Here is a 23756-nt window from a genome sequence, read left to right as displayed (position 1 = left end):
CTTGAACGGAACCAACATCGGCCAGGGTACGCGAACACGCGTTCGATAAAATCCGACACGCCGTCTGCGGGGTAGGGGTGAGTGATATCGGCGCAACTTTAGTCCCAGGAGCCTCACCAACAACAATCGGCAGCGAAGCCACACCCTATACGTGTGGTTCGGGTACGGCGCGAGTCTGGCGAACAACCCCTCAGCGGCTCTACTCTGGTCGCGTCGGAGCGGGCGACGGGAATCGAACCCGCGCCGTCCATCTCGTCGCGGCGTCAACGCGGCGTCCGAGGGCGATTTTAGGGCGAATCTAGCCCGAACTGGAGCCGTACCAGCAACGCCCAAAAGCCGTGCAGTGCAACCGATATGCCCCGATTGGCTAACCCATTTCGCCTAGTCGCGAACGCGGCGAAAAGGGACTCATAATCCGTTGGTCGCGGGTTCGAGCCCCGCCCGCCCCACTTATATCAGCTGGTAGGCGCATTTTCGTCAGCTACCAGGCGCTTCGGCAGGCTCGTATACCGGCGCCGCACCGGCGTTTGGCGCGATACGTGCGGAGCTAGCTCACGTGCGCAGGTTTGCGGGCCGAGGAACGGGCAGAGTTAGAGGTTGGCGATCTCGTCTTCGCGCCGGGGCTCACGTTGCACCGTGCAAGTGCACCGCACCAAGGCTGCCTCCAATGTGGTGCCGTTACTTGGTCGAATCGGTTTTGTTGGCACGGATGATCGCGGCATGCATTCCATCGGCAACTTCGTGGGTGAACGTAACTGAGGCATCGATGAATCCGGCTGCCGCCAAGCCGTCGAGGTATTCCTGCTTGGACAGCGCTCCGGCGATGCAACCAACGTGAGAGCCGCGTTCGGCCCGGTCGGTGGGAGTGAGATGGTCCTCGGCCACGACGTCAGAAATTCCAATTCGACCGCCAGGGGCGAGGACACGGAAGATCTCGGTGAGCACCTTTGGCTTGTCGACCGAGAGGTTGACCACGCAGTTGGAGATCACCACATCGACGGCGGCGTCGGGGAGTGGGATGTCTTCGATTGTGCCCTTGCGAAACTCGACGTTGGTGGCACCGGCTTTGGCCTTATTCGCCTCGGCCAGCGCAAGCATCTCGTCGGTCATGTCGACGCCGTAGGCAAACCCGTCCGGTCCCACCCGACGAGCCGAGAGCAAGACGTCGATCCCGCCGCCGGAGCCCAAGTCCAAGACGCGTTCGCCGGGGTGAAGGTCGGCAACCGCAATGGGGTTGCCGCAACCCAGGCTCGCCGCAACGGCTTCCGCGGGTAGTTCGGAATGCTCGTCAACGCCATATAGACCGGCACCAAAGATTGTGCCTACGCCAACGGAATCGCTTGACCCGCAGCAGCTCGCGGCCGTGAGCACGTCGCTGTTGGTGGCACCGCCGATGATCGCGGTAGCGGCCTCACCATAGCGGGCACGAACTTGGTCGCGCAGTTCGCCGTCTGCAATCTCGGCCATTCTGATACTCCCTTCCCATCGACAAGCATCTATGCGACAAGAGTGCAGTACGTATCGACAATTGTCAATGCGTTTATGGCATACTGTCTTGATGGCCGCCACGACCGCGTCCTCAACACAAGGTGCCGGCTCATTGCTGGCGGGCGATCTTTCGTTGTGTTGCAGGCCAATTACCGGCGCGGTCTTGGACGCGGCAACCGCCGAGAGATTGGCCGGGGTGCTCAAGGCGCTGGGAGAGCCGACCCGACTGCGGTTGGTGTCGCTGATCGCGGGTCATGAAGGTGGCGAGGCGTGCGTGTGTGATCTGACCGCGCCCGTCGGGCTGTCGCAGCCGACGGTGTCGCATCACTTGAAGGTTCTCGTTGACGCCGGTCTGCTCGAACGGTCGCAGCGTGGCAAATGGGCTTACTACCGGATTGTGCCGGCCGCCCTCGATGCATTGGCAGGCGTTTTCGCTCGCGCCGCACGCCCTAGCTAGAAAGCCCGTATCAGCGAGATACCGGCGGCCGAGGGGCGGTTAGTAGCCCTACCGACGGCGTACCGCAAACGTACTCGCAACGTCCTAAAGCGCTGCGGCGCAGGCGATAAGCTGACTTCAGCTGGCCGGCACCCGCGGGAATGAGTGGCCGCGGGTTTGGGCCCGGCCCGCCCCGCGCAGTACTATTCGTGGAGCTCCGGCCGAATCCGGGTGTTCTGCCGGATCAGCGATCGCGCCTGATGCAGGTGCTTGGCCGCCCATCGGCGATACGTTCGTCGCGCCCAGGACATCCGTTCCTGCGAATGCTCCGTACTGCGCACCAGTTCGAGATCGACGTGGTCGAGCTCCTCGGGTCCGATGTCGACTCGGTCTCGGCCGTGAATGAACTCCAATACCAGCGCATCGGAGTCCAGCAGTTCGCGCTCCCACGCCTCGTGGTCATCGAAGTCCGCGATGCCCATGGCGTCGGCGGCGTCGCGAAGCACCTCACCCAGTTCGCCGTCGAGCAGTTGGCGAAACGCGTCGGCGCCCTGGCGCGGATTGGCGATCATCCACGAGTGGTACGCGTCGGGCACCTTGTACAGCGTGGCGTCGGCCTCGTCGGCGATGTCGCGCGCGTGCGGGAACGGAACGATCATGTCTTTTTCGGCGTGCACCACCATCGTGGGCATCCCCTCGTCGCGCATGGTGCGCAGCATCGGCGTGTAGTCACCGGACTCGATGATGGCCCTGATCGTCCGGACGGCCGCGAGTGGATAACGCAGGTTGGGCACCGCCACCGCGGCCAGCACGCGGAAGTATCCGAGTTGCTCGCCGGGCGAGAGCTGCGTCGGGTCGCCCAAAGTGTCGCGGACCGCGGTGTAGGCCGCGCCCAACGCCTTGGTCGGGGACCTCACGAGTTTGGGGATGGTTGTGTCGAACTTCGCCCCGGCGGCCGGGTCGAACAGCACGGCGGCGAGTACCCGCTCAGGCGCGCGTGCGGCCAGCTGGATGGTCATCCGCCCGCCCATCGAATGGCCGACGAACAACGCCTGCCCGATGCCGAGCGCGTCCAGAGTGCGCAACACCGAATCGGCGCGATCGGTGAAGCCGCACGCGTCGCTGGGCAGTCGCCCGGTGTCTCCGTGACCGGCGGCATCGACGGCGACGACCAGAAATCCCATTCCGGCGATCCGGCTGAGCATCCGTAGATATGCCCTACGGCTCAGCAGGAGCCCGTGCATGAACAACAACGGCACTCCGCGGCCGCCGACTGAAAGTCCGATCCGGCGCCCGTCATCGAGTTCCACCACGTGATGGCTCAAGCGGATGCGGGTTGGTGATGTCTCCGTCATGGCCAGGGCGGAATTCCCGGCCGGCCAGGCGTTGAAACGGTGTCGAGCACCAGTCATCGCGCTTGTGCGGCGGCAACCGGGGGTATTCGGCTGAGCAAGATGACGCAAATGTCCTACCCGAGCACGGACGAAATCGACCCTTGCGTGCGTGTTTACGGGGCGCGGGTCCACAACCTGCGGGGCGTCGACGTCGTAGCGCCGCGGGATGCGCTGGTCGCGTTCACCGGAATCTCGGGATCGGGCAAATCGTCGCTGGCCTTCGGGACCATCTACGCCGAGGCCCAGCGCCGCTATTTCGAGTCGGTGGCTCCGTACGCCCGTCGGCTGCTATTGCCAACCGGCGCACCAAAGGTGGATGACATCACCGGGCTACCGCCTGCCGTCGCACTGCAGCAGCGCCGGGGTTCGGCGACGTCGCGGTCGACGGTCGGCACCGTCACCACCCTGTCGAACCTGCTCAGGATGCTGTTCTCCCGCGCCGGCACCTACCCGCGGGGCGCCACGGAACGACTGGACTCCGATGCGTTCTCGCCGAACACCGCGGTGGGAGCATGCCCCGAATGCCACGGGCTGGGACGAATCCATCGGGTGACCGAAGAGACGCTGGTGCCCGACCCGTCGCTGACCATCCGCGAAGGCGCCGTTGCGGCATGGCCGGGCGCGTGGCAGGGGCAAAACCTGCGCGACATCCTCGTCACGCTCGGCTACGACATCGACAAGCCATGGCGTAAACTCCCTAAGCGGCAACGCAATTGGATTCTGTTCACCGACGAGCAACCGACAGTCGAAATCGATCCGGGCCAGCATCCCGTGCAGGCCGATTATTACTACAACGGCACGTTTTCCAGCGCCGAACGACATGTCCGCCACACGTTGGCCAACTCCCACAGCACGATGATGCGCCGCCGCGTACTGCAATTCGTCGACAGTGTCGAGTGCCCGGTATGCGACGGCTCCGGGCTGCGGCCGGAGGCGCTCAAGGTGACATTCGCCGGGCGCACCATCGCCGACTACACCGCGATGCCGTTGGCCGACCTCGCTGATACGTTGCGCCCAACGGCTTCTCGGACCGATGCCGCCGCCGCTTACGAGTCCACGAAATCCGGTGAGCTGACGGAAGTGGCGACCATGATCGCGGCCGACCTCGTCGCACGCCTGCAGGTACTCATCGATCTCGGCCTCGGCTATCTCACGCTGAGTCGCCGCACTCCGACGGTGTCACCCGGCGAACTGCAGCGGTTGCGGTTGGCCACCCAACTGCGCGCCGGCCTGTTCGGCGTGCTCTACGTGTTGGACGAGCCTTCGGCCGGTCTGCACCCCGCCGATGCCGAACCGCTACTCGAGGTGCTCGATCGCCTGCGGCGCGCGGGCAATTCGTTGTTCGTGGTCGAGCACGACATGGACGTGGTACGCCGTGCCGACTGGATCGTCGACGTGGGACCCGGGGCCGGAGAGCTCGGCGGGGGTGTGCTCTACAGCGGGCCGGTGCCGGGTCTCGCCGACATCGACGGGTCGGTCACTCGTCGGTACCTTTTCGATGAGACCGGCCCGCCGTCACGTCAACCGCGCACGCAGTCCGGGTGGCTGCGCCTGCGCGGGATCTGCTTCCACAATTTGAGAGACCTCGACGTGGATCTGCCACTAGGCGTGTACACCGCGGTCACCGGTGTGTCCGGTTCGGGCAAGTCGACACTCGTCGTCAAGGTCCTCGGCGATGTAGTGCACAGCCATCTCGGCACCGGACGAGCAGTCGAGCCGGCCGAATCCGATGACGACGAAACCGACAGCGGGGTCGTCGATCTCGATCACGATGCCAGTGTCGGTGTGACGGCCGAGGGGGCCGAGCAGATCAACCGGCTGGTATCCGTCGACCAGCGCCCGATCGGACGCACGCCGCGCTCGACGCTCGCGACCTACACCGGGCTGTTCGATGCTGTGCGCCGTGAATTCGCCGCGACCCCAAAGGCGCGTCGCCGCGGGTGGACAGCGGGCAGGTTCTCGTTCAACGTGGCCGAAGGCCGATGCGCCACCTGTCAGGGAGAAGGGTTCGTCTCAGTCGAATTATTATTCCTACCAGGCACATACGCCACATGCCCGGCGTGTCAGGGAGCGCGTTACTCCGACGAGACACTCGAAGTGCGCTATCGCGACCGTACGATCGCCGACGTGCTCGCGATGACCGTCGATGAGGCCGCGGAGTTTTTAACCGACATCGCCAGCGCAGCGCGGAGTCTGACCACACTGCAAGAGGTCGGACTCGGGTATCTGCGTCTCGGACAGCCCGCGACCGAGCTGTCGGGCGGCGAGGCGCAGCGGATCAAGCTCGCCGCCGAATTGCAGCGACCCCGGCGAGGGCACACCCTTTACGTCCTCGACGAGCCGACCACCGGGCTCCATCCCGCCGATGTGGACCTGCTCGACCGCCAACTGCACCGCCTGGTCGACGCGGGCAATACCGTCGTGGTGGCCGAACACGACATGCGGATGGTCGCGGGGGCGGACTGGGTGATCGACCTGGGACCGGGAGCCGGCAGCGACGGCGGACGGGTCGTAGCGGCCGGGCCGCCGACGAAGGTGGCACGTGCGAAACACAGCCGCACGGCGCCGTATCTGGCGAAGCGGTTGGCACGGGTAGAAGTTAAGGATTTGATGCCCATGACGCCATTCATCGCTCACGATCGGCATCTTCACTAATTGGGCCCAATCGAATCCCCTGCTACACGAATAATCTGACGCCACCGACGGCTCCATGCGCTCAACCTCCTCGCCGGAAGACGCGGCATGATTATCGGCAGCGTAAAGGCTTGGCACGTCATTCACGATGGATTGTGAAATCCCAATCGGCACCGGTCGGTTGATCCTTGACACCCCTAGCGGTGGCGCGTCGCGGCGACCAGCGTCACCATCCCGAACTGTTCGGTCCAGGAGGTCGCCCACCCGGGAGTGGATGCACCGTCAAGCGCTGACGTCACCAACCTTGGGAGCAGTCGGAAGCCATTACTGCCCTTGACTGTTTGACTAGGGTTTTCCATTCATGCTCGACGTGCTGGATGTTCAGTGGTGGTTGTAGTCGGGCAAGCACCGACTTCTCAACGTCCTTCAGTGCAATCGCGACGCTCGGCATCTCCCAGTATGTCGCGAGCAGATTCTGACGCATCCAAATGCTGAGTTCCCTGTCTTGTTCGTGGGACAGGCCGAAATTGGCTGGCTTCTCTGGCCTAGCGGAATTGCGGTATCGCCCCCTGAAGCCGAGAGGCGTCCGCAGCAGTGCCGCAAGGGAGCGCCGAAGTGTCGATGACCCGGTGATGCTGCTGCCACCTCCAACGGCAAACCCAAAGCGTGCCGACATCTCGGCTTGACAACGACCGCTCAGCCTTGCCCACGTAGAGCGGTCGTGCGTCAGGAGGATCACCGAGTTTCAGCGTTCGCCACACTTGAGCGGTGCCGTAGACCGCATACAGCCCCGGTCTGGACGGCCAAGAGCCGACCGATTCCGCCGCGACCGGGGTCTGCTCGATCCCGAGCCGCTCGACGGCTTGCGCGCCAAGGGCGGCAACGCTCGTCATGAAATTCGACCCTTAGCCACGTCGGACGTTTCTGCCGGGCCGTGTCGCATCCAGATGCACGCGGTGACCAACACCGGCTAGCCCCAATGCGGCGGCACTTCGCTACCCGGACAATCCCCGTAGCGGCAGTTGACGTCCCGGACCCGCCTGCCGGTGACTTTGCCGTCGCTGTCGTAGCTGTATTCGACCGTGGCCTCGGCCGCCCGCCGGCAGTGCGGGCAGGCTTCCATTTCGGTTTTGAAGCGCGGCATGACGTCCTCCCGGTCGCCATGCTAGTGAAACGCGCCTCGACCACACGCGGCGAGCGTAACGCCACTGCGAAAAATCAGCCCGACTTTCGCAGTGGCGTTACGCTCGCGGCGCTCGATCAAGCACTGAAGTGATTTGCTCGGCAATCTCGGGTGGAATAGGGCTAGGGGAACCAGCGGAGGTAGCGTCAATAGCTGGTCGAAGCACAAACGGGCGGTGCGATGCAGCTGAACTGGTTGAACGTCGCCGATCTGATCGCCCAGGCTGGCGGCGATCCGTGGGCGGTCAACAAGAGTTTGCAGGCCGGAAATCCATTCCAGATCTCCCAGTTGGCGGAGGCCTTTCATGCCGCGGGCCGATGCTCCACCGCGGCCCAAGAGGAGTTCGAGCAGGCCCGCAAGCGCTTCGATGAGGCCTGGAACCACCAGAACGGCGATCACCCCATCAACGGCTCCGCCGAAGTGCAGCGGCTGACGAAATCGCTTCGTCTGCAGACCGACCAGTTGCCCAAGGTCGCTGCCGATCTGGAAAACATCGCCGCCATGCTGGCCGCCGCGCAAAAAGAGGGCTCCGCAGAGATCGCCACGTTGGAACGCCAACTGCAACTGCTCGACAAACTGATCGGCGCGGCCACCAAAGATCTGCAGGACCCCACCCTCGACGCGACCAGCCGCCGGGCGCTCGAGACCCTGATCAAGGACGCGAAAGCCGACGCCGCCGACGACACGCGGGACGCGCTCAAGCAAATGACCTCAATTCGCGACACCTACACGAAATCGTTGCGTCAAGCGCAGGCCAACGGGCACCTCACCCCCCAGGACGCTGCCGCGGTCGCCGAGTTCAAGCCTGCGGGCTTTGGGGACGGACAAGACGCCCCGCCGAGTGACCCCAGGATCACCGGGCCTGCCGGCCCGCCCCAGCACGAGCAGAACACCTACGACCTGCAAGACCAGTTCCAAGATGGCCAGGGCCCAACCTTCGGGGGCGATCCCCGAGATGGCTTCCCCCGCAGCCCCGCATCGGAGTTGGCGCAGGGACCACCGGGGACTCGTCCGCTGCCCACGGGGACTGCGCTGGGGCCCGACGGTCATCGCTATGCCTTTTTCAGCCACCCGGATGGGTCCGTGACCCCCGGGTTCAACGAATTCGCCACCAACGGGTCGGTATGGGATTACACCGACCCCACCCATCCCGTGAAAGTCGGTGAGCTGCCTGGGATTTACCAGGCCAGCGGCGTCTACGATCCCGCTACCAATCAGATGGTGATCGTCGGCAACACCAGCAACCGGGTAGGCGATACCACCCGAGGATTGTGGGTGTCGGGGCCCATCGATCCCGGCAAGCCCAACAGCTGGGTCAATAACTTGCAGCGCGTCGGCACCGTCAGCCTCCCCGGTGATCGGGAAAGCCAACTGGTCTCGCTCAAAGGTGGTGGATTCATGCTCGTCGGCGCGACCAACGGCGGGCCTGTGCAAGGCATCACCGCCGCCACACCGCAAGGCCTGACGGGGGCGACCCCCCAAACGCTGATGGAGCCCAATCAGCTTCCGACCGTCTACGGTCCCACCATCACGGGCACGACGCTGGATCCGGCGACTGGGCTTGAGACGGTTCAGCTTCGAGTGAGCACCTGGCCGCCTGGGCCGACCTATGATCCCAACACGTGGACGACCACCTTCGGCGTCCAACACTAGGAGGCGGGACATCGCATGCTGAGCAGGGTGGTTTTCGCGGTGATAACCGGGACGGTTGCGGTTCTGGGTCTGGGGTGTTCCCGTGCCGCCCCCGGCGTGGCCACCGCCACGCCGCCGAAGTTCCCCGACCTGAACGCATTTCAAGCGGTCGATGCCGCGCCTTATACCGCCGCCGCCCGCGCCGGTGGCGCAGCGTATTTCGCGACACCTGACGGACTCCAGTGCGTCCTGCCCAACCCGCCCAAGCCAGGCGATCACGTCAGCGCCAGCTGCGACGGGCCCCTGCCCGGGCTGCCGGACAACGCCCCGGTCGGCAGCGACGGGTGCTCGGTGGTGGGATCGCCGACATCGCTTCCCACGGACCTGGGCGCCTACGGCTTTCAGAAGGGCACCGGCTGCCCGGTGATCACGTCGCCGCTGCTCAACGTCGGCCAGAAGATATCCAAAGGGGACATCACGTGCGTCGTGGGCGCCGACCGGCTGACCGCCTGCATCGATCCGATTCTGAACCGTGGCTTCGTACTTCAGACCGCCGGCTCGTGGACTTTCTAGCCGGCCGCGATTCGGTAAGATTGCCTGCGTGAGTCGCATTCGCGGGATGACGTTGGCAGCGGTGATGAGCGCCGCGGCCGTTGTCTTCGCGCCGGTAGCGGCGGCCGACCCCGGGTCAGCGTCGTACAACCAAGGCAAACAAGCCATCGATGAGCAGGTTCAGCACTATCACGTGCAGTTAAGTGCTGACACCGATTGGAACCAGTACTGCCAGCGGGTCCTTCAGAGCGACCTCAAAAGCGGGAAGATCGCCCAAGTGGACTCCGGTCCCGACTTTATCGCCGGCTGCACCGACGAGGGCCGTGCTCTCGTCGCGTCTCACTGAAAGTTATTGCGGCCCCAAGTCTACGGCTTGCGCCGCGTGTAACGGCACGGCGAAAAATCAGCGCTTCTTTCGCCGTGGGGTTACGAGCGCGGCACGAAGGCCCGGTCATAGACCGATGTAGACAGCCTTGGTGTTGAAATAGGCCTCAATACCCTTGCGGCCGCGCTCGCCGCCCCAACCGGACTGCTTGTGTCCGCTGATCGGCATCGACGGGTCGGCCGCGAGCGAGGAGTTCACCCAAACCTGGCCTGCGCGAAGCTCATTCGCCATGCGATGCGCGCGCGAGAGGTTCTCGGTCCAGATGGAGCCGGCCAGCCCGTAGTGCGTGTCGTTGGCGGCGGCGATCACCTCGTCCTCGTCGTCGAACGGGATCACGCACCCGACGGGCCCGAAGATCTCCTCCTTGATCAGCCGCATGTCGGGCGTGGTGTTGGTGACGATCGTCGCCTCGTAGAAGTAGCCCTTGCGGTCCATCGGCTTGCCGCCCGTGATGATCTCCGCGCCGCCGGCCACGCCGTCGTTCACGATGCCTTCCACCCGCTTGCGCTGCTTATCGCTGATCAGCGGCCCCAATACGGAGTCGGGATCTTCGCTGCCGCCCATCGGCAACATCTGGGCGAACTCGGCGAGGCGCTGCACGACGTTGTCGTAGATGCCGCGCTGGACGTAGATGCGCGACGTGCACGAGCAGTTCTGCCCCGAACCGGCCAGCAGTCCCATGCCCGCGCCCAAGATCGCCTTGTCGAGGTTGGCGTCGTCGAACATGATCAGCGGGGACTTGCCGCCGAGCTCGAGCGTCAGGCGCTTGAGGTTGCCCGCGGCCGCCTTGACGATCAGCCGTCCGACCTCCGTCGACCCGGTGAACGAGATCTTGTCGACGTCCGGGTGCGCGGTGAGCGCGGCGCCCGTGGTCTCGCCGTAGCCGGTGATGACGTTCAGGACACCGTCGGGCAGGCCCGCCTCGCGGAAGATCTCCTCGAGCTTCAGCGCGGTCAGCGGCGTCTCCTCGGCGGGCTTGAGAACCGCGCTGCACCCCGCCGCGAGGGCCGGCGCGACCTTGAGCATCGCGACGAAAAACGGCCCGTTCCAGGGGATGATGAGGCCGACGACGCCGACGGGCTCGAGCTGGGTGAAGGTGTGGTAGGTCTCCCAGGTGCCCAGCAGGCCGTCGGACACCAGGTTGGCCGACTCGCCGTGGATCTTGCCGACCCAGCCGGCGTAGTACTTCAACATGTCGACCGACACCGGGATGATGTGCTTGGCGGCCGTCAGGTTCATGCCATTGTCTTGGCCCTCGAGCGCGGCGAGCTCGTCGGCGCGCTCCTCGATGATGCGGGCGGCGCGGAAGAGCACGTTCGCGCGGTGCGACGCGGGCGCCTTGCGCCACACGCCGGACTCGAAGGTCTCGCGGGCCCGGGCCACCGCCGCGTCGACGGCCGCCTGGTCGGAGTCGGGGACCTCGGTGATCAGCTCCTCGGTGGACGGGTTGAAGACCTCAATGGCGTTACTCACGGTTCTTCGTGGCCTTTCGCTCGCGAGAATGCTGTCGTTGCGCGACAGAGGTTACGCGCGTAACCACTGGGTGTCCAGTGCGTGGGGGAGTCGTGCCGCACGTGAGTATCAGGCGGATTCTGCTGGTCGCCGACATGCGGAAAAGCCGTGGACCGCGGGTGCGCCAGCCTCCTGACCCAACGCGAAGGGGCGGCTAAGTTACCTGTATGCGGGTTGTTCGCCTTTTCGGTGCCGTCCTGACGATCCTCACCGCGGGGTTGCTGCTGGCCCGCCCCACCGGCGCGCAGCCGCCCTCCCCGCTGAGGGATCACATCACCGACAACACCGGGGCGCTGACCGATTCCGGTCACGCGGCGGTCAGCTCGGCGATCGACCGGCTGTACCGCGACCGGCACATTCAACTGTGGGTGGTCTACGTCGACAACTTCTCCCGGTTCAAGCCCGACAACTGGGCCGACCGCACCCGCAGCGCCAGCGGTCTGGGCGGCCACGACGCGTTGCTGGCCATCGCCACCAACACCAAGGCGTACACGTTCAGCGTGCCGCCGCAGGTGCAGGGCCCGACCGCCGCCAGCCTGAACAGTCTGCGGCGCAACCAAATTGAGCCCGTGGTGGGCGCCAAAGACTGGAGCGGTGCGGCGGTCGCCGCGGCCGACGGGCTGGACAAACTGGCGAGTTCGGCCAAGCCGGCGAGCTCATCGAAGCCGATCTGGCCGCTGGTCGCGATCGGCGTCCTCGTCGTGCTGGTGATCGTGCTGCTTTTCGTGCTCTATCGCGCACGACGGCGCCGCCGCGCCCGTCGTAGTGGCGGGCAGGGAAGCATTGAAAGCCACGACGGTTCGTTGCCGCAGGCGTTGTCCACCGCGGACACCAGGCTGCGGCAGATCTCCGACTACGTCGCCCGGCATCGCGACAGCGTCGGCGCCGAGGCCCAGGCCCGGCTCGACGAGGCCAAACGGCACTTGGCGGCGGCGCACGGCAAGGAATCCGCCAACGACGCCGAGGCGATCGCGCACGCCAACCGGGCATCGACGCTGGCCGCTCAGGCCCAGACGCTGGCCAACGCCGACGTGGCGGGACCGCACCGCGCGCGACGGGGTCGCGCTCGCTAGCGGTAGGAAGCCCGCAGCAGCGCCAGCGCCTGCTCGACGGTCTCCTCGCTGTCGCGCGTCGCGTCGACCCGCAACACCGACGGCAGCTCGTCGGGAGGCGCGAACGCGGCACGCAGCTCGGGCCATAACTCGATCCGCGCATCCGAGACAACACCCTTCTCCGTGGCGCGCCGCTCGAGCCGCGCGATCAGCGTCGCGTCGTCGGCGTCGCACAGCACGACGCGGAGGTCGGCCCCGAGGCGGTGCGCCAGCTGCAGGATCTGGGCCCGTTCGCGCGGATTGCCGAACGTCGCGTCGACGGCCACGCCGCGGCCCCGGCGCAACCAGCGTGCGGCGTCGCGCCGCAGCGCGGCATAGGTGCTCCGCGTCATCGCGGGATCGTAGAGGCCCGAACCGAATTCGTCGCCGCCGCGCTGGGTCGGCTCCATGCCCGCCATCCTCTTGCGCGCCACATCCGAGGACAGGTGCACCAGCCCGAGCCGGCCGGCGAGAGCTCGCGCCAGCGTGGTCTTGCCGCTCGCCGGCAGACCCATGGTGACCACGATCGGCGCACGGGGCAGGCCGCCCGCGTGCGCCCATGCCTGATCGAAATACGCCCGCGCCTCGGCGACAAGTTGGCGGGCTTCACCGCCGGATACCTTTTCGGCCTGGGCCAGACGCAGGCTGCGGACCTTGCCGCGCACGTAGGCGCGATAGCAGATATAGAAGTCGAGCAGGTCGAGCAGCCCGTCGTCGCCGCTGGCGCGTATGTAGGAGTCGACGAACGCCCACGCCAGGTCTGCGCGACCGTGGTACTCCAAATCCATTGCCAGGAAAGCCACTTCGGAGGCAAGGTCGGCGCACCGATAGCGCGGCGCGAACTGCAGGCTGTCGAAGAGCAGAATCTGGCCCTCGTCGATGCAGATGCTGGCGGCGTGCAGGTCACCGTGGCCGTCCCGCACATGCCCGTCTGCCACGCGCCGCTCGAGTAATGCCGCCTGGTTCCACACGAATTGGTCGACGTAGGTTCGGATCTCGTCGTTGACGTCGCGCGCAATGGTTCGACCGACGAACGAAGCCATCTGGTCGAAGTTCTCCCGCCAGTTCGCGATCACACTGGACGGGGCTCCGTACGCGTCGATGTCGGGTCCGCTTTCGGCCCCGCCGTGCAGCCTGGCCAGAGTGCGACCGATTCGTCGTGCCAGTCGCGTGTCGACGTCGCCGCGCGCGAGCTTGGCCGGCAGCATGCCGTCTTCCGGCAGCCGGCGCATCCACACCGCAGGCTCGCCGGACCCGGTCTTGCCACCGACGCGGTAGTGGCCGTCCTGGTCGGTGACTTCGACGACGCCCAGGTACATCTGCGGACTGAACCGCCGGTTGAGGCGGAGCTCCTCGTCGCAGTCGGCCCGGCGCCGCTCGATGCTGGTGAAGTCGAGGAAGCCGAGGTCCACCGGCTTTTTGAGCTTGTAGGCGTACGGTCCGGCGAGCAGGACCCACGAGCTGTGCGTCTCGTGAAGACGGACGTCGTGGGCCGGGGGGTCATAGGCGTCGGGCCGCAGCAGGTCGGCGACAATCCGCGGGTGGCCGTCGGGTCCGATTGGGTCGAAGGCGTGTGTCATGGTCTCGCCGAACGATTACAGGTGGTCTGGGTGGGCGTCAAGGCGCTTCAGGCGCGTGCCGTCGAAGGCGAAGGTATGCGCGGGAAGGCGCAGAGACTCGATGGTGGCATCGGGGTGCACGACGACTCCGCCGCCCGAAGGGATGCCGAGCCCGGTCGCCTCTCCGTTCAGCGACTGCATCGTGCGCTGTAGCCGCGCCCAGTCATTTTGCTCGTCGTGCACATCGATCACAATGGGGACGAGATTGAACAGGTCGAACACGTGGGTCCCGAGCGACTCCGGTGTCTCGACGAGTCCACCGCGGCCGAGCTGGACCGCGCCGGCCGAAATGCCCACCAGGACGGCTCCTTTGGCGTACCGGTCCAGGATCACCTCCTTCATGCCGGTGACCTCGAAGGTGTTCCAGCCGCGACGCACATCGCCGCCGGCGAGGACGATCAACTGGGCACGCTCAAGGAAGGCGCGGTCGGCCCGGTCGAACGACGACTCAATCATGCGGCGGTTGGTGATCCCGACGGTATCCATTGCGGCTTCGAAGATTTCGTAGAACTCTGGCTGGTCCCCATTGGAGGCGCCGATGTAGGCCGCGCTCAGCGGCTTGTCTCGAGCCAATCCATCGAGGATTGTGTCCAACAGCGATCGGCCATCACCCATCTCGAAGAGCAGCTGACTGTCCGCCAGCAGGTAGAGCGGTTGGAGTTGTTGTGCCATTCGGTCGAATTATCTTTCGAGTTCCTCGAAGCGGGCGAGCGCAGCATCGACATCTGCCTCGTCGAAGACTTCGACGCGGTTTATGAGGTCACCGACGACCGTGCCAGTGTTGATCGTCCGCCACTCGGCAGCAAAGCCCTCGCGTGTGGTTCCACGGGCAGCATGGGTGAAGACCGCTCCTCGGTCGCTCAGCCGGTGCACCGCCTCGATGTGGACGATGACGTCGGGCATGAGATCCCACATGCCGCAATGATATGCGGCCAGATCCTCCGCCTCGGTCGTCACGACCGGCCGACGATCGACGAGAACCGAATCCGGTGTCATGCCAGGAAGTTCGTGCCGGTTGAATCCGGAGTAAGCCCGCGCGATCACCGTCCACGTTCGCGCGTAAGCCGCCGCTTCGTCGGCACGGTACCGCGCATCGAGCTCCTCGAAAGCAGCGTCGATGTCGTCGGCATCGAAAAAGACATGGGCCGCGATCCGCCCGTCGGTGTCGATTTCGGCGATTCCCAGCAACTCGATGGCGAATTCCCCGCGCCGCGAGTCCGGATTGAAGGAGCGGATGCGGGCGAGCGAAAGTCGTTGCCCGCGAGTTGCGATCACGGCCAACGATACCTGCGCGAGGCCTTCGGCCAACGCTCGCATATTTGCCATCACGGCGTCGCGGCCGTCCCAGAAGCCGACATTTACCACCCGACGCCGGTCTTCGACGTAACTATCGGCGGCCAGGATCTCGGTTATCGCCGCCCAATCGTGAGTGGCCGAGCAGTCAAAGAGTCGTTGTTCTGCCCGGCTCGCCGCGTTCTCCAGGCGCCGCGTCTGGCGTTGCAGTTCGTCAAACTTGGCGAGCGCCGCGTCCAGATCTGCCTCGTCGAACAGCTCACTGCGATTGATCAGGTCGCCTTCGACAGTCAGAAGATTGATTTCGAGCCATTCGGCGTCGAAGCTGTCTGGCGACTTGCCGCGCAACACCTGGGTAATGACCGCTCCGAGATTGGTCAGCCGGTGCACTTTCTCGACATAGATCTTGGCTTGAGGCGCGAGTTCCCATGCGGCACGGATATATGGGACCAGGTCGCCGGGGGAGAAGGCTGGTCCGTGGCGGTGGTCAACGTTCACCCAGTCCGGAGTTGTCGCAGGGAACTCGTGTGCGTTGAACGCGTCGAAAGCACGCAAGATTACTGACCACGTCTGCGCGTGGGCGGCTCCTTCGCCTGCGAGATAACGGTTTTCGAGTTCGGTGAAGGCGACGTCGATGTCGTCGGGGTCGAACGCGATCCGCGCGACGATCTGCTCGTCGGCGGTGACCTCAACAACGTTGAGAAGCTCGATATGGAATGCGCCGGGTTCTTGGTCTTCGCCCGAGATACTGGTCCGGCAGAGGACAAGGCGTTGGCCTCGAGTCGCGATGACCGTCGCGGTACTTGTCTTGGCCCCAATGTCGGCGAAAGCCTGCATGTTCGCGATTTCGACATCCCGACCGCGCCTGTTCTCGGCGTTGACGACCCGTCGGTGGTCATCGACAGATGTATCGGCGATGAGTAGATCCGCCATCGCGGCCCAGTCGCGTGCCGCGAAGTACGTCCGGAAGCGCTCGTACGTTTGGCTTGCCACGTTTTGCAGCCGTGATACCTGCCGGTGCAGCTCTTCGAAGCGGGCCAGCGCGGCGTCTAAGTCTGTCTCGTCAAAAAGCTCGGAGCGGTTGATCCCATCGCCTTGCACCGTCGAAAGGCCGATTTCCCGCCACTCGGCATCGAAGCCTGAGTGGGAGGACCCGCGCACCACTCGCGTGACGACTGCTCCGAGGGCGCTGAGCCGATGTACGGTCTCGATGTAGGCATTCGGTGTCAGCACGTCCCATGTGGCGCGGAGGTACGGCTCGAGATCACCGGGCGCGAAAGATATTGCCCGCCGGTGGTCGACGGTGACCCAGTCTTGCGCCGTCGTTGGTAGCTCCTGACGGTTAACCGCCGCATACGCCTGTGTGATGACCGACCACGTCTGTGAATAGGCGGCACCCTCGCCGGCGAGGAAGCGGGCGTCGAGTTCCTCTATGGCGGCGTCGATGTCGTCGGGGTCGAATATGACGCGTGCCGTGACGTGTTCGTCTGCGGCGATTTCGACAACGTCAAGGAGATCGGTTCGGAACGCATCGGGTCGATGGGCTCCTGCCGTGGCGCGACCACGTGTCAAAACGAGGCGTTCTCCACGAGTCGCAATGATGTGTGATTCAAGTTTTGTAATTCCGAGCTCGGCGATTCCTGCGATTTCTGCGATTACGGCGTCTCGGCCATGTCGAAGGCCGGCATTGACCACCCGACGACGATCCTCGGTGGAAACGTCTTCGGCCAGGATTTGTCTTATCGCGGTCCAGTCACCAACACTGAAGTGCGCCAGGATGCGCTCGTACACCCGCTTGGCGGCGTTTTCCGGTATCCGCGTCTGCGAGTGCAGTTCCCCAAACCTGGCGATCGCGGCGTCGAGGTCCGCTTCGTCGAAGACCTCGACGCGGCGGTAAAGGTCGCCTTCCGTTATGCCAACGACAATAGCCCGCCATTCGGCATCAAAGCCCTCCTGCGAAGTGCCACGCGCAGCATGGGTGATGACCGCTCCCAGGTCACTTAGCCGATGTACCGCCTCGATGTCTGCGCTGACGTCCGGCATGAGGACCCACAAGGCGGGGAGATATCCCACCAGATCCTCTCGTTCGGTCGTTAAGACCGCTCGATGGTCGATGTACACCGAATCCGGTGCCATATTGGGAAGTTCGTGCCGATTGACCGCCGCATAGCCTCGTGTGATCACTGACCACGTCTGCGCGTGAGCGGCCGCTTCGCCTGCGAGGTAACGCTTGTCGAGTTCTTCGAAGGCGGCGTCGATGTCCTCGGGGTCGTAGGTGACCACGGTCGAGACCCGATGATCGGCGTCGATCTCGACGATGTTGAGCGCATCGTTCTGTACCGCGTCGGGGTCGCGGCCCGAGGCGCGAACTCGTGCGAGGACCAGGCGTTCTCCGCGGATCGCAATGGCGCTCACCATCGAGATCGTGAAGCCGACTTCGGCGGCCGCCTGCAGGTCTTTGATCACGTCATGCCGACTGTGTTGGGTCTCGGCGCTCACGACTCGTCGGTGATCGATGCCGACGTAGTTGTCGGCCACCGTTTTGGCCATGGCGTCCCAGTCGCGAGTCGCGAAGTGCGACCAGACGTGCTCGAAGACGATTGCTGCCCTGTTTTGTAGCCGGGATGGCCGCGGGCTGAGCTGTTCGAACCGTGCGATGGCGGCATCCAGGTCCGCTTCGTCGAATAGCTCGCAGCGATTCACCAGGTCGCCTTCGATCGTGGCCAGAATTACCTCGCGCCATTCGGCCTCGAACCCCTCGCGCGACCATCCACTGACCACATGGCTGACGACAGCGCCGCCGTTGCTCAGCCGGTGGACGGCGTCGACGTACCCCCAGACGTTGCGCGCCAGTTTCCAGGTGGCGTGCATGTATGCGCTCAGCTCACCTGACGCGAACGCCCTCACGTGTCGATGATCGATGCTCACGCAGTCGGGTGTTATTCGGAGTTGCTGCATATTCGACGCGGCATACGTCTGCACCACAACCGACCACGCATGCGAATAGACCGCCGCTTCACCGGCAATGTATCGGGCATCGAGCTCGGCGATGGCGTCGTCGATGTCGTGGGCGTCGAACGTGACGTAGGCTGCAATCTGGTTATCGCAGTTGATCTCTACGACCCCGATTTCCTCAGTAAGGATGCCGTCGGGCGCTTGGTCTGGGCCCGAGGAACGGGTATGGACGAGGGCCAGACGTGCGCCGCGAGTCGCAATGACCTTCGGCGAAAAATTCGTGATCCCGACCTCAGAGATAGCCTGCAGGTTCGCAATTTGGGCATCTCGGCCGTGTAGGACTCCAGCGTTCACCACGCGACGGCGATCGTCGTGCGTAACATCGTCGGCCAGTAGCGTTGCCACGGAGTCCCAATCGCGGCCGGCGAAATGCGCAAAGAAGCGCTCGGCTACCTGGCTCGCAGCGTTTTCCCGCCGCGGTGCCGGCCGACTGAGCTCATCGAATCGCGCGATCGCGGCGTCGACGTCTGCCTCGTCGAAGATTTCGCAACGGGTACCCAGGTCGCCTCGGACCGTCAGAAGCGTGATCTGTCGCCACTGTGCTTCAAAGTTTTCTTGTGACGTGCCGCGCGATGCGTGGGTCGCGACGACTCCCAGATCGCTAAGCCGATGTACCGACTCGATGAACGTCGTGAGATCTGGCGTGAGGTCCCACGAGGTGCGCAGGTACGCGGTCAGGCCATCCGCGTCCAACGTCGCGCGTACTCGGTGGTCGATCGTTGAAAAGTCCGGTGTTATCGGCAATTCGTCGTGCCGGTTGAACGCCGTATTGGCCCGAGCGATGACTGCCCACGTGCGCGCGTACGGTGCAGCCTCGCCCGCAAGGTAGCGGGTCTCGAGTTCGCCTATGGCACTGTCGAAGTCGTCCAGGTCGAAGATAACGATCGACGCGATTTGCTCGTTAGCGTCGATTTCGATGAGATTGAAGGCATCGTTTTGAATCGTCTCCGGGTCGCGCCCCGACGCGCGAACCTGGGTGAGGGCGAGGCTTTTGCCGCGGATCGCCACGACGTCCGCCATCCCTATCGTGAAACCGAGGTCGGCGGCTACCTGCAAATCCTGGATCACGGATTCTCGACTTCCTCGGTCCCCGGCATTCACGACGCGTCGGTGATCAGCGCCGGAAAGGCTTTGGGAGACAATCGCTTGTACGGCGTCCCAGTCGCGTTCGGCGAAGTACGACCAGAAGCGTTCGTACGCGCGCGTAGCCGCGTTGTCGAGTGTCCGCAAACGTTTATGCTCTGCCTCGAACCGGCCATGCACAGCATCGAGTTCGGCCATCGCGGCGTCGATATCTTCGAGGTCAAACCACACCTGCAGGGAGATCTGGCCATCGTCATCGATGCCATAAAGCAGGAGGAATTCGTCGTGGGGTGCGCCAGGGCTGACGTCGGCCGCGCCTATCATCAATCGAGCGAGCGCAAAACGCTCGCCTCGTACGGCGATGACGATTTGGCTGACCCGCATTGGGATTTTCTCCAAAACGCGCCTGTTCAGCTGTGGAAACTCGCCCGATGGGACGTCGATCTGACCGAACCCGACAACCTTGCGGCGGCTCTCGATGAATCCATCCGGCGCCATAAGCCGCTCGAACTCGTCCCACGCCTCACGATTGATCGCCGACGTCACGCGTTCGCCCGCACGCACACACGCATTCTTCAGCTCGACACTTGGCGCTTCTGGTCGCGCGGGTGCGCTCGGCTTGACTCGCTCGCCGAGCAGGACGCGCGCCATCTCGGCAAGCGCCACAGCGCCTTTGTGTTCGTACAGCTCGACCGCTTGCTCGGCGGCGCGGCGTGCAGCCACGACGTCGCCGGCACCGTTCAAAACCGCGGCCAGTGTTAGGCACGCGTCGCCGTGATCAACCAACGCATCGGTACGTTCCGCCAACGCGACGGCTGCCTCGGCAACCTGCCGAGCCGCATCGTGATCACCGCCGCGCGCCAGCAAGTGCGCCCGAAGCGTGCGCCAGGCGATCGAGGCCTTCAGCGCGTGCCCGGCGAGACGCTCGCTCTCCGAACACAATTCGCCGGCCTCGGATTCGCGGTCGAGGGCAAGATATGCGCGGCCCAACAGCGCGGCCGTCTCGGCGGTATCGGCGTCCAGGCCCATGCGACGAAAACCGTTGTAGGCCTTCTGCAGATGCGGTTCGGCCGCCGCGGGATCATCGAGGATGAGTTCCACGATGCCGGCGAATTGCTCAACTTCCAGCAGCGCGTGCCGCAGGCCAAGCTCGGTCACCGTGCGCCGAGCGGACTCGATCATCCGACGCGCCGCGGCACCACGTCCGCGAAAGGCCTCCAACACGGCCTGGCATCGCGTCGAGGTGGCTTCCACCGCGGGCGAGTCGGTCGTGATCCGCAGCAGCCGCACCACGTCGAGACACCGCCCACCCGCGCGCGGAACCGGGTTGGGACCCCACAACGCCGCGAGCGGCGCGCCCGCCAAAACCGCGTTCACTCGGCGGTGTTCACGCGCTCGCCGTGCCGCGTTCAGCGCGTCGTCCAGGGCGACTTCGCAGTCGGCGATCCGCCCGAGACGGGCGAGGCACCCCGCCCTGCCGGTGTGCGCCGTGGCTTCTCCGGCGGCGTCGTCTTGTTCGGCGAGTTTGGCGGCGGCCGCACCCAGCGCGGCCTCGACCTCGTCCAACCGTTCGGGGTGGATCAGCATCGACAGTTGTCCGTCGAAACAGGTCGCCCACGCCGCGAGCCGAACAGAATCCACTGTTGCAGACCGCAATTGGGAGACAGCGCCCGCCGCCGAAGCCACGTCGCCCGCGGCCAACAAAGCCTCGCAACGCGCGACCAACAGCTCCGCGGTCTGGTCGTCGCGGTCGGGCAGTTCGTCGTCCAGCTCCTCCAGCGCGTGCAGGGCGTGGTGGTACAAATCGGCGGCGCCCTCGTAGGCCAGCCGCGCCATGGCCTGGTCCGCGGCGCGCCGGCAGTAGAAGACCGCCTTGGCTGCGTTTCCCGCCCAAGCGCATTCGAAGAAGTGGTGTGCCAGCTCGGCAAGCAGTTCGTCGTCGGCGCCGGGCAGCGTCTCCAGGGTCGTGGCGATGCGCTGGTGCAATCGCATGCGCCGCACGGAGGCCAATTCGGCCAATAGCGACTGTCGGACCAGGGCGTGGTTGAACCGGTAGTGGCCGCCGGGTTCTTCGATGACGATGCCCGCTTTGCGCGCTTCGTCAAAGGCGTCGATGAGGTCGTGGCCGACCACCTGCTCGACCAGCTCCACGGCGAACCGGCTGCCGACGACCGCGGCGGCGGCGAGCGCCTTGTTGGTCTCGGTAGGCAGCCGGGAAAGCCTGCGGCTCACGGCTTCTCGCACGCCCTGCGGCAGCGTGCTCTGATCCCACACGCCGCCGCTCTCGTCGACATGGCGCAGGGCCTCGATGAGGAAGAAGGGGTTGCCACCGGTGACCGACGCCAGCGCGTGGGCGAGTTCTTCGTCGTCGTAGCCTGCTTCGGCGACGTAGGCCGTCACGTCGTTCTCGTCGAGGCCGCTCAGGTTGAGTCGATGTGCGGTACCGTCGCGGTGCAGGTCGGCGAGCATCGCCGCCAGGGGATGGGAGCGATCGAGGTCGGTGCTTCGGTAGGTGCCGACGATCTGCACCCGGGCGTGGTCGCCGAAGCGCAGCAGATGCCGTAACAGCAGCAGTGTTGGTTTGGCCGCCCAGTGCAGGTCGTCGAGGATCAGCAGCACAGGTGCGCTGCCGGACGCGTTTTCCAGCAGCGCGACGACGGCATCGAACAGTGCGTACCGTTCGGTGTCGGGATCGGCGTGCGCCGGAGCAGCCAGATCGGGCACCACATCAATGAGTCCGGGCACCAGGGGCAGCAACGCTTCGACACCGCGCATGTCGCGCAGCCGGCCGGCGCCCATGCACGGCACGATCGAACGCAGCGCCTCGGCGAACGGCTGATACGGGGCACCGAGGTCCTCGTCGCATCGGCCGTACAGCACGACAGCTCCTTGCTCATAGGCTCGCTGCGACCATTCACCGGCGAGGCGCGTCTTGCCGACGCCCGGCTCGCCGGCGATCAGCACCGTGCGCACACCGCCGGTCAGCGCGGCCTGCCACGCGGACAGCAGCCCGTCGAGTTCGCGGCCACGCCCGACGAACGGCCCAGGGCCGATGAGGACCGCCGGAAGTGCGGGGCGCTCCAGCGGCGTTTCGGGCGCTGACGGCTCGGGACGCTGCTCGCCCGTCTCTAGTCGCAGCTGGAAGACATGCTCCGGCCGCGCGAGGTTCCGCAGCTGGCGCATTCCGAGGTCGGTGAGCACCACGTCGTCGGCCAGGGAATCGATGACGAGCTCGGCGGTCGCACCCGAGCACAGGATCTGGCCGCCCTCGGCCAACGACCGCAGGCGGGCAACCCGGTTGACCGCCCGACCGAAGTAGTCACCGTCGCGCAGCTCGACTTCACCGGTATGAAGCGCCATCCGCACGCGCAAGGGGTCCCGCAACGTCCAGGGCTCGTGAGTGATCGCGTCCTGCAATTCAATTGCGGCCGAGGCGGCCGCGGACGGCCGGTCGAAGACCGAGAACGTGGCATCGCCCTCGCCGCGTGTCTTGATCAGCCGCCCGCCACGCGACGTGACGACCTGCTCGACCAGCTCGTCATGGCGGGCGAGCGCCACCGCCATGGCCGCGGCATCCGCCTCCCAGGCGGCGGTCGACCCCTCGATGTCGGTGAGCAGAAATGTCACTGCGCGTGTCACTGATGTAACCCGCTGTGTTACAGCGATATCCAGCGACGCATCCTGCGCGACAATCGCGGCCTCGAGCCGGCGAAGTTCCGGGCTGGGATCGACCCCCAGCTCGTCGGCGAGCAGCGACCGTGCCCGCTGAAACGCACCGAGGGCTTCACCCTGCCGGCCGGCGCGGTAGAGGGCAAGCATCAGCTGGCCCCATCGCCTTTCCCGCAGCGGGGCGTCGGCCACCGCGGCCTCGAGATCGCCGACGACTTCCGCGGCGCGCCCGGTCGCCAGCAACGCGTCCGCTCGGTCCTCCACGAGCGCGGCATGGCCCTCGATCCATCGCGTCTTCTCCGACGTTCCCCGCCGACCATCGGGAAGATTGGGGATCCCGCGCCACAGGGCAAGGGCCTCCTCGAAGCGGGCCACGGCCTGGCCGATGTCGCCCGCCGCGGCGGCCTCGCGGCCAAGTCGGGTAGCGCGTTTGTAACGCGAGGCATCAACGTCGCTGTCGGCGAGAACCCAACCCGTTCCCTGCGTCAAAACAAAGCCGTCGCCCAAGGCGCGACGCAGCGAAGAGATGTGGGTCTGCAATGCTTTGGCGGCGGTGCGCGGCGGATCCTCGCCCCAGAGCAACTCGACGAGCAAGTCGGCCGATACCACGGAGCCGTCGTGCAGCCCCAGCATCGCGAGGACGGCGCGAGGTTTGGCGCCCGGGACAGCGACGGGCGCCCCGTCCTGCCGGACCTGGAGAGGGCCTAAAACCCCCAGTTCCACCGGTAAAAGGGTACTCACCTCAGCAATCGTCGGCGGGGCAATTCAAT

The 23756-nt window shown here is 65.4% G+C and carries 14 protein-coding genes; 6 read left to right on the top strand and 8 right to left on the bottom strand.

The genetic code is table 11. The features are described from left to right. Positions 1–678: 678 nt before the first annotated feature. Positions 679–1569, bottom strand: a complete 891-nt coding sequence (gene arsM, locus ACZ50Z_RS11045) for an arsenite methyltransferase (RefSeq protein WP_464483585.1) — start codon at positions 1567–1569, stop codon at positions 679–681. Between arsM and ACZ50Z_RS11040 the strand changes: the two genes are divergently transcribed. Further along, on the top strand, positions 1559–1945 hold the full coding sequence (locus tag ACZ50Z_RS11040) for an ArsR/SmtB family transcription factor (RefSeq protein ID WP_464483584.1): 387 nt from the start codon (positions 1559–1561) through the stop codon (positions 1943–1945). The two genes, arsM and ACZ50Z_RS11040, sit on opposite strands and share 11 nt — an antisense overlap. A gap of 182 nt (positions 1946–2127) precedes the next feature. On the opposite strand, the gene ACZ50Z_RS11035 is transcribed toward ACZ50Z_RS11040, so the two are convergent. Beyond that, the gene (locus ACZ50Z_RS11035) at positions 2128–3279 is read right to left on the bottom strand and encodes an alpha/beta fold hydrolase (RefSeq protein WP_464483583.1); all 1152 of its coding nucleotides are present in this window, start codon (positions 3277–3279) and stop codon (positions 2128–2130) included. 99 nt (positions 3280–3378) lie between these two features. Here ACZ50Z_RS11035 and ACZ50Z_RS11030 point away from each other — a divergent pair, with 99 nt between their 5' ends. Then, on the top strand, positions 3379–5973 hold the full coding sequence (locus tag ACZ50Z_RS11030; protein ID WP_464483582.1) for an excinuclease ABC subunit UvrA: 2595 nt from the start codon (positions 3379–3381) through the stop codon (positions 5971–5973). Between the two features lie 274 nt (positions 5974–6247). Here ACZ50Z_RS11030 and ACZ50Z_RS11025 read toward each other — a convergent pair whose 3' ends face one another. Beyond that, positions 6248–6628: a GIY-YIG nuclease family protein gene (locus ACZ50Z_RS11025; RefSeq protein WP_464486183.1), complete on the bottom strand. Its 381-nt coding sequence runs from the start codon at positions 6626–6628 to the stop codon at positions 6248–6250. A 294-nt stretch (positions 6629–6922) separates the two neighbouring features. After that, a complete protein-coding gene (locus ACZ50Z_RS11020) occupies positions 6923–7096 on the bottom strand; it encodes a 5'-phosphate oxidase (protein WP_464483581.1) in 174 nt (57 codons plus the stop codon). Between the two features lie 219 nt (positions 7097–7315). Between ACZ50Z_RS11020 and ACZ50Z_RS11015 the strand changes: the two genes are divergently transcribed. The 3 genes from ACZ50Z_RS11015 to ACZ50Z_RS11005 are packed head-to-tail and all read left to right on the top strand — an operon-like array spanning position 7316 to position 9665. After that, positions 7316–8788 (top strand): putative alpha/beta hydrolase, encoded by a 1473-nt coding sequence (locus ACZ50Z_RS11015; RefSeq protein WP_464483580.1) that lies wholly within the window; start codon positions 7316–7318, stop codon positions 8786–8788. A gap of 15 nt (positions 8789–8803) precedes the next feature. After that, positions 8804–9340 carry a hypothetical protein gene (locus ACZ50Z_RS11010; RefSeq protein ID WP_464483579.1) on the top strand — a complete coding sequence of 179 codons (537 nt, stop codon included), beginning with the start codon at positions 8804–8806 and terminating at the stop codon, positions 9338–9340. Between the two features lie 46 nt (positions 9341–9386). Continuing rightward, positions 9387–9665 (top strand): hypothetical protein, encoded by a 279-nt coding sequence (locus ACZ50Z_RS11005; RefSeq protein WP_464483578.1) that lies wholly within the window; start codon positions 9387–9389, stop codon positions 9663–9665. Between the two features lie 105 nt (positions 9666–9770). On the opposite strand, the gene ACZ50Z_RS11000 is transcribed toward ACZ50Z_RS11005, so the two are convergent. Continuing rightward, positions 9771–11177, bottom strand: coding sequence for an aldehyde dehydrogenase family protein (locus ACZ50Z_RS11000; protein WP_464483577.1), 1407 nt, complete (start codon positions 11175–11177; stop codon positions 9771–9773). Positions 11178–11383: 206 nt separating this feature from the next. Between ACZ50Z_RS11000 and ACZ50Z_RS10995 the strand changes: the two genes are divergently transcribed. Beyond that, on the top strand, positions 11384–12289 hold the full coding sequence (locus tag ACZ50Z_RS10995) for a TPM domain-containing protein (protein WP_464483576.1): 906 nt from the start codon (positions 11384–11386) through the stop codon (positions 12287–12289). Here ACZ50Z_RS10995 and ACZ50Z_RS10990 read toward each other — a convergent pair. The 3 genes from ACZ50Z_RS10990 to ACZ50Z_RS10980 are packed head-to-tail and all read right to left on the bottom strand — an operon-like array spanning position 12286 to position 23709. Continuing rightward, complete coding sequence (locus tag ACZ50Z_RS10990) at positions 12286–13887, bottom strand: bifunctional aminoglycoside phosphotransferase/ATP-binding protein (RefSeq protein ID WP_464483575.1); 1602 nt, start codon at positions 13885–13887, stop codon at positions 12286–12288. The two genes, ACZ50Z_RS10995 and ACZ50Z_RS10990, sit on opposite strands and share 4 nt — an antisense overlap. A 15-nt stretch (positions 13888–13902) precedes the next feature. Beyond that, the gene (locus ACZ50Z_RS10985; protein ID WP_464483574.1) at positions 13903–14598 is read right to left on the bottom strand and encodes a Type 1 glutamine amidotransferase-like domain-containing protein; all 696 of its coding nucleotides are present in this window, start codon (positions 14596–14598) and stop codon (positions 13903–13905) included. A gap of 9 nt (positions 14599–14607) precedes the next feature. Continuing rightward, complete coding sequence (locus ACZ50Z_RS10980; protein ID WP_464483573.1) at positions 14608–23709, bottom strand: BTAD domain-containing putative transcriptional regulator; 9102 nt, start codon at positions 23707–23709, stop codon at positions 14608–14610. Positions 23710–23756: the final 47 nt, after the last annotated feature.

This window comes from Mycobacterium sp. NTMscope_MAC_269 (assembly GCF_976985695.1).
Note: the sequence above shows the minus strand (reverse complement) of the source record. Positions and strands in the feature narration are given on the sequence as shown.

Bases quoted from the DNA above. Each gene is read 5' to 3' on its own strand.
- ACZ50Z_RS11030 (WP_464483582.1), top strand. From the start codon at position 3,379: ATGACGCAAATGTCCTACCCGAGCACGGACGAAATCGACCCTTGCGTG.
- ACZ50Z_RS10990 (WP_464483575.1), bottom strand. From the start codon at position 13,887: ATGACACACGCCTTCGACCCAATCGGACCCGACGGCCACCCGCGGATT.
- ACZ50Z_RS11020 (WP_464483581.1), bottom strand. From the start codon at position 7,096: ATGCCGCGCTTCAAAACCGAAATGGAAGCCTGCCCGCACTGCCGGCGG.
- ACZ50Z_RS10995 (WP_464483576.1), top strand. From the start codon at position 11,384: ATGCGGGTTGTTCGCCTTTTCGGTGCCGTCCTGACGATCCTCACCGCG.
- ACZ50Z_RS11025 (WP_464486183.1), bottom strand. From the start codon at position 6,628: ATGTCGGCACGCTTTGGGTTTGCCGTTGGAGGTGGCAGCAGCATCACC.
- ACZ50Z_RS11015 (WP_464483580.1), top strand. From the start codon at position 7,316: ATGCAGCTGAACTGGTTGAACGTCGCCGATCTGATCGCCCAGGCTGGC.
- ACZ50Z_RS11005 (WP_464483578.1), top strand. From the start codon at position 9,387: ATGACGTTGGCAGCGGTGATGAGCGCCGCGGCCGTTGTCTTCGCGCCG.
- ACZ50Z_RS11010 (WP_464483579.1), top strand. From the start codon at position 8,804: ATGCTGAGCAGGGTGGTTTTCGCGGTGATAACCGGGACGGTTGCGGTT.
- ACZ50Z_RS11040 (WP_464483584.1), top strand. From the start codon at position 1,559: ATGGCCGCCACGACCGCGTCCTCAACACAAGGTGCCGGCTCATTGCTG.
- ACZ50Z_RS11035 (WP_464483583.1), bottom strand. From the start codon at position 3,279: ATGACGGAGACATCACCAACCCGCATCCGCTTGAGCCATCACGTGGTG.
- ACZ50Z_RS10985 (WP_464483574.1), bottom strand. From the start codon at position 14,598: ATGGCACAACAACTCCAACCGCTCTACCTGCTGGCGGACAGTCAGCTG.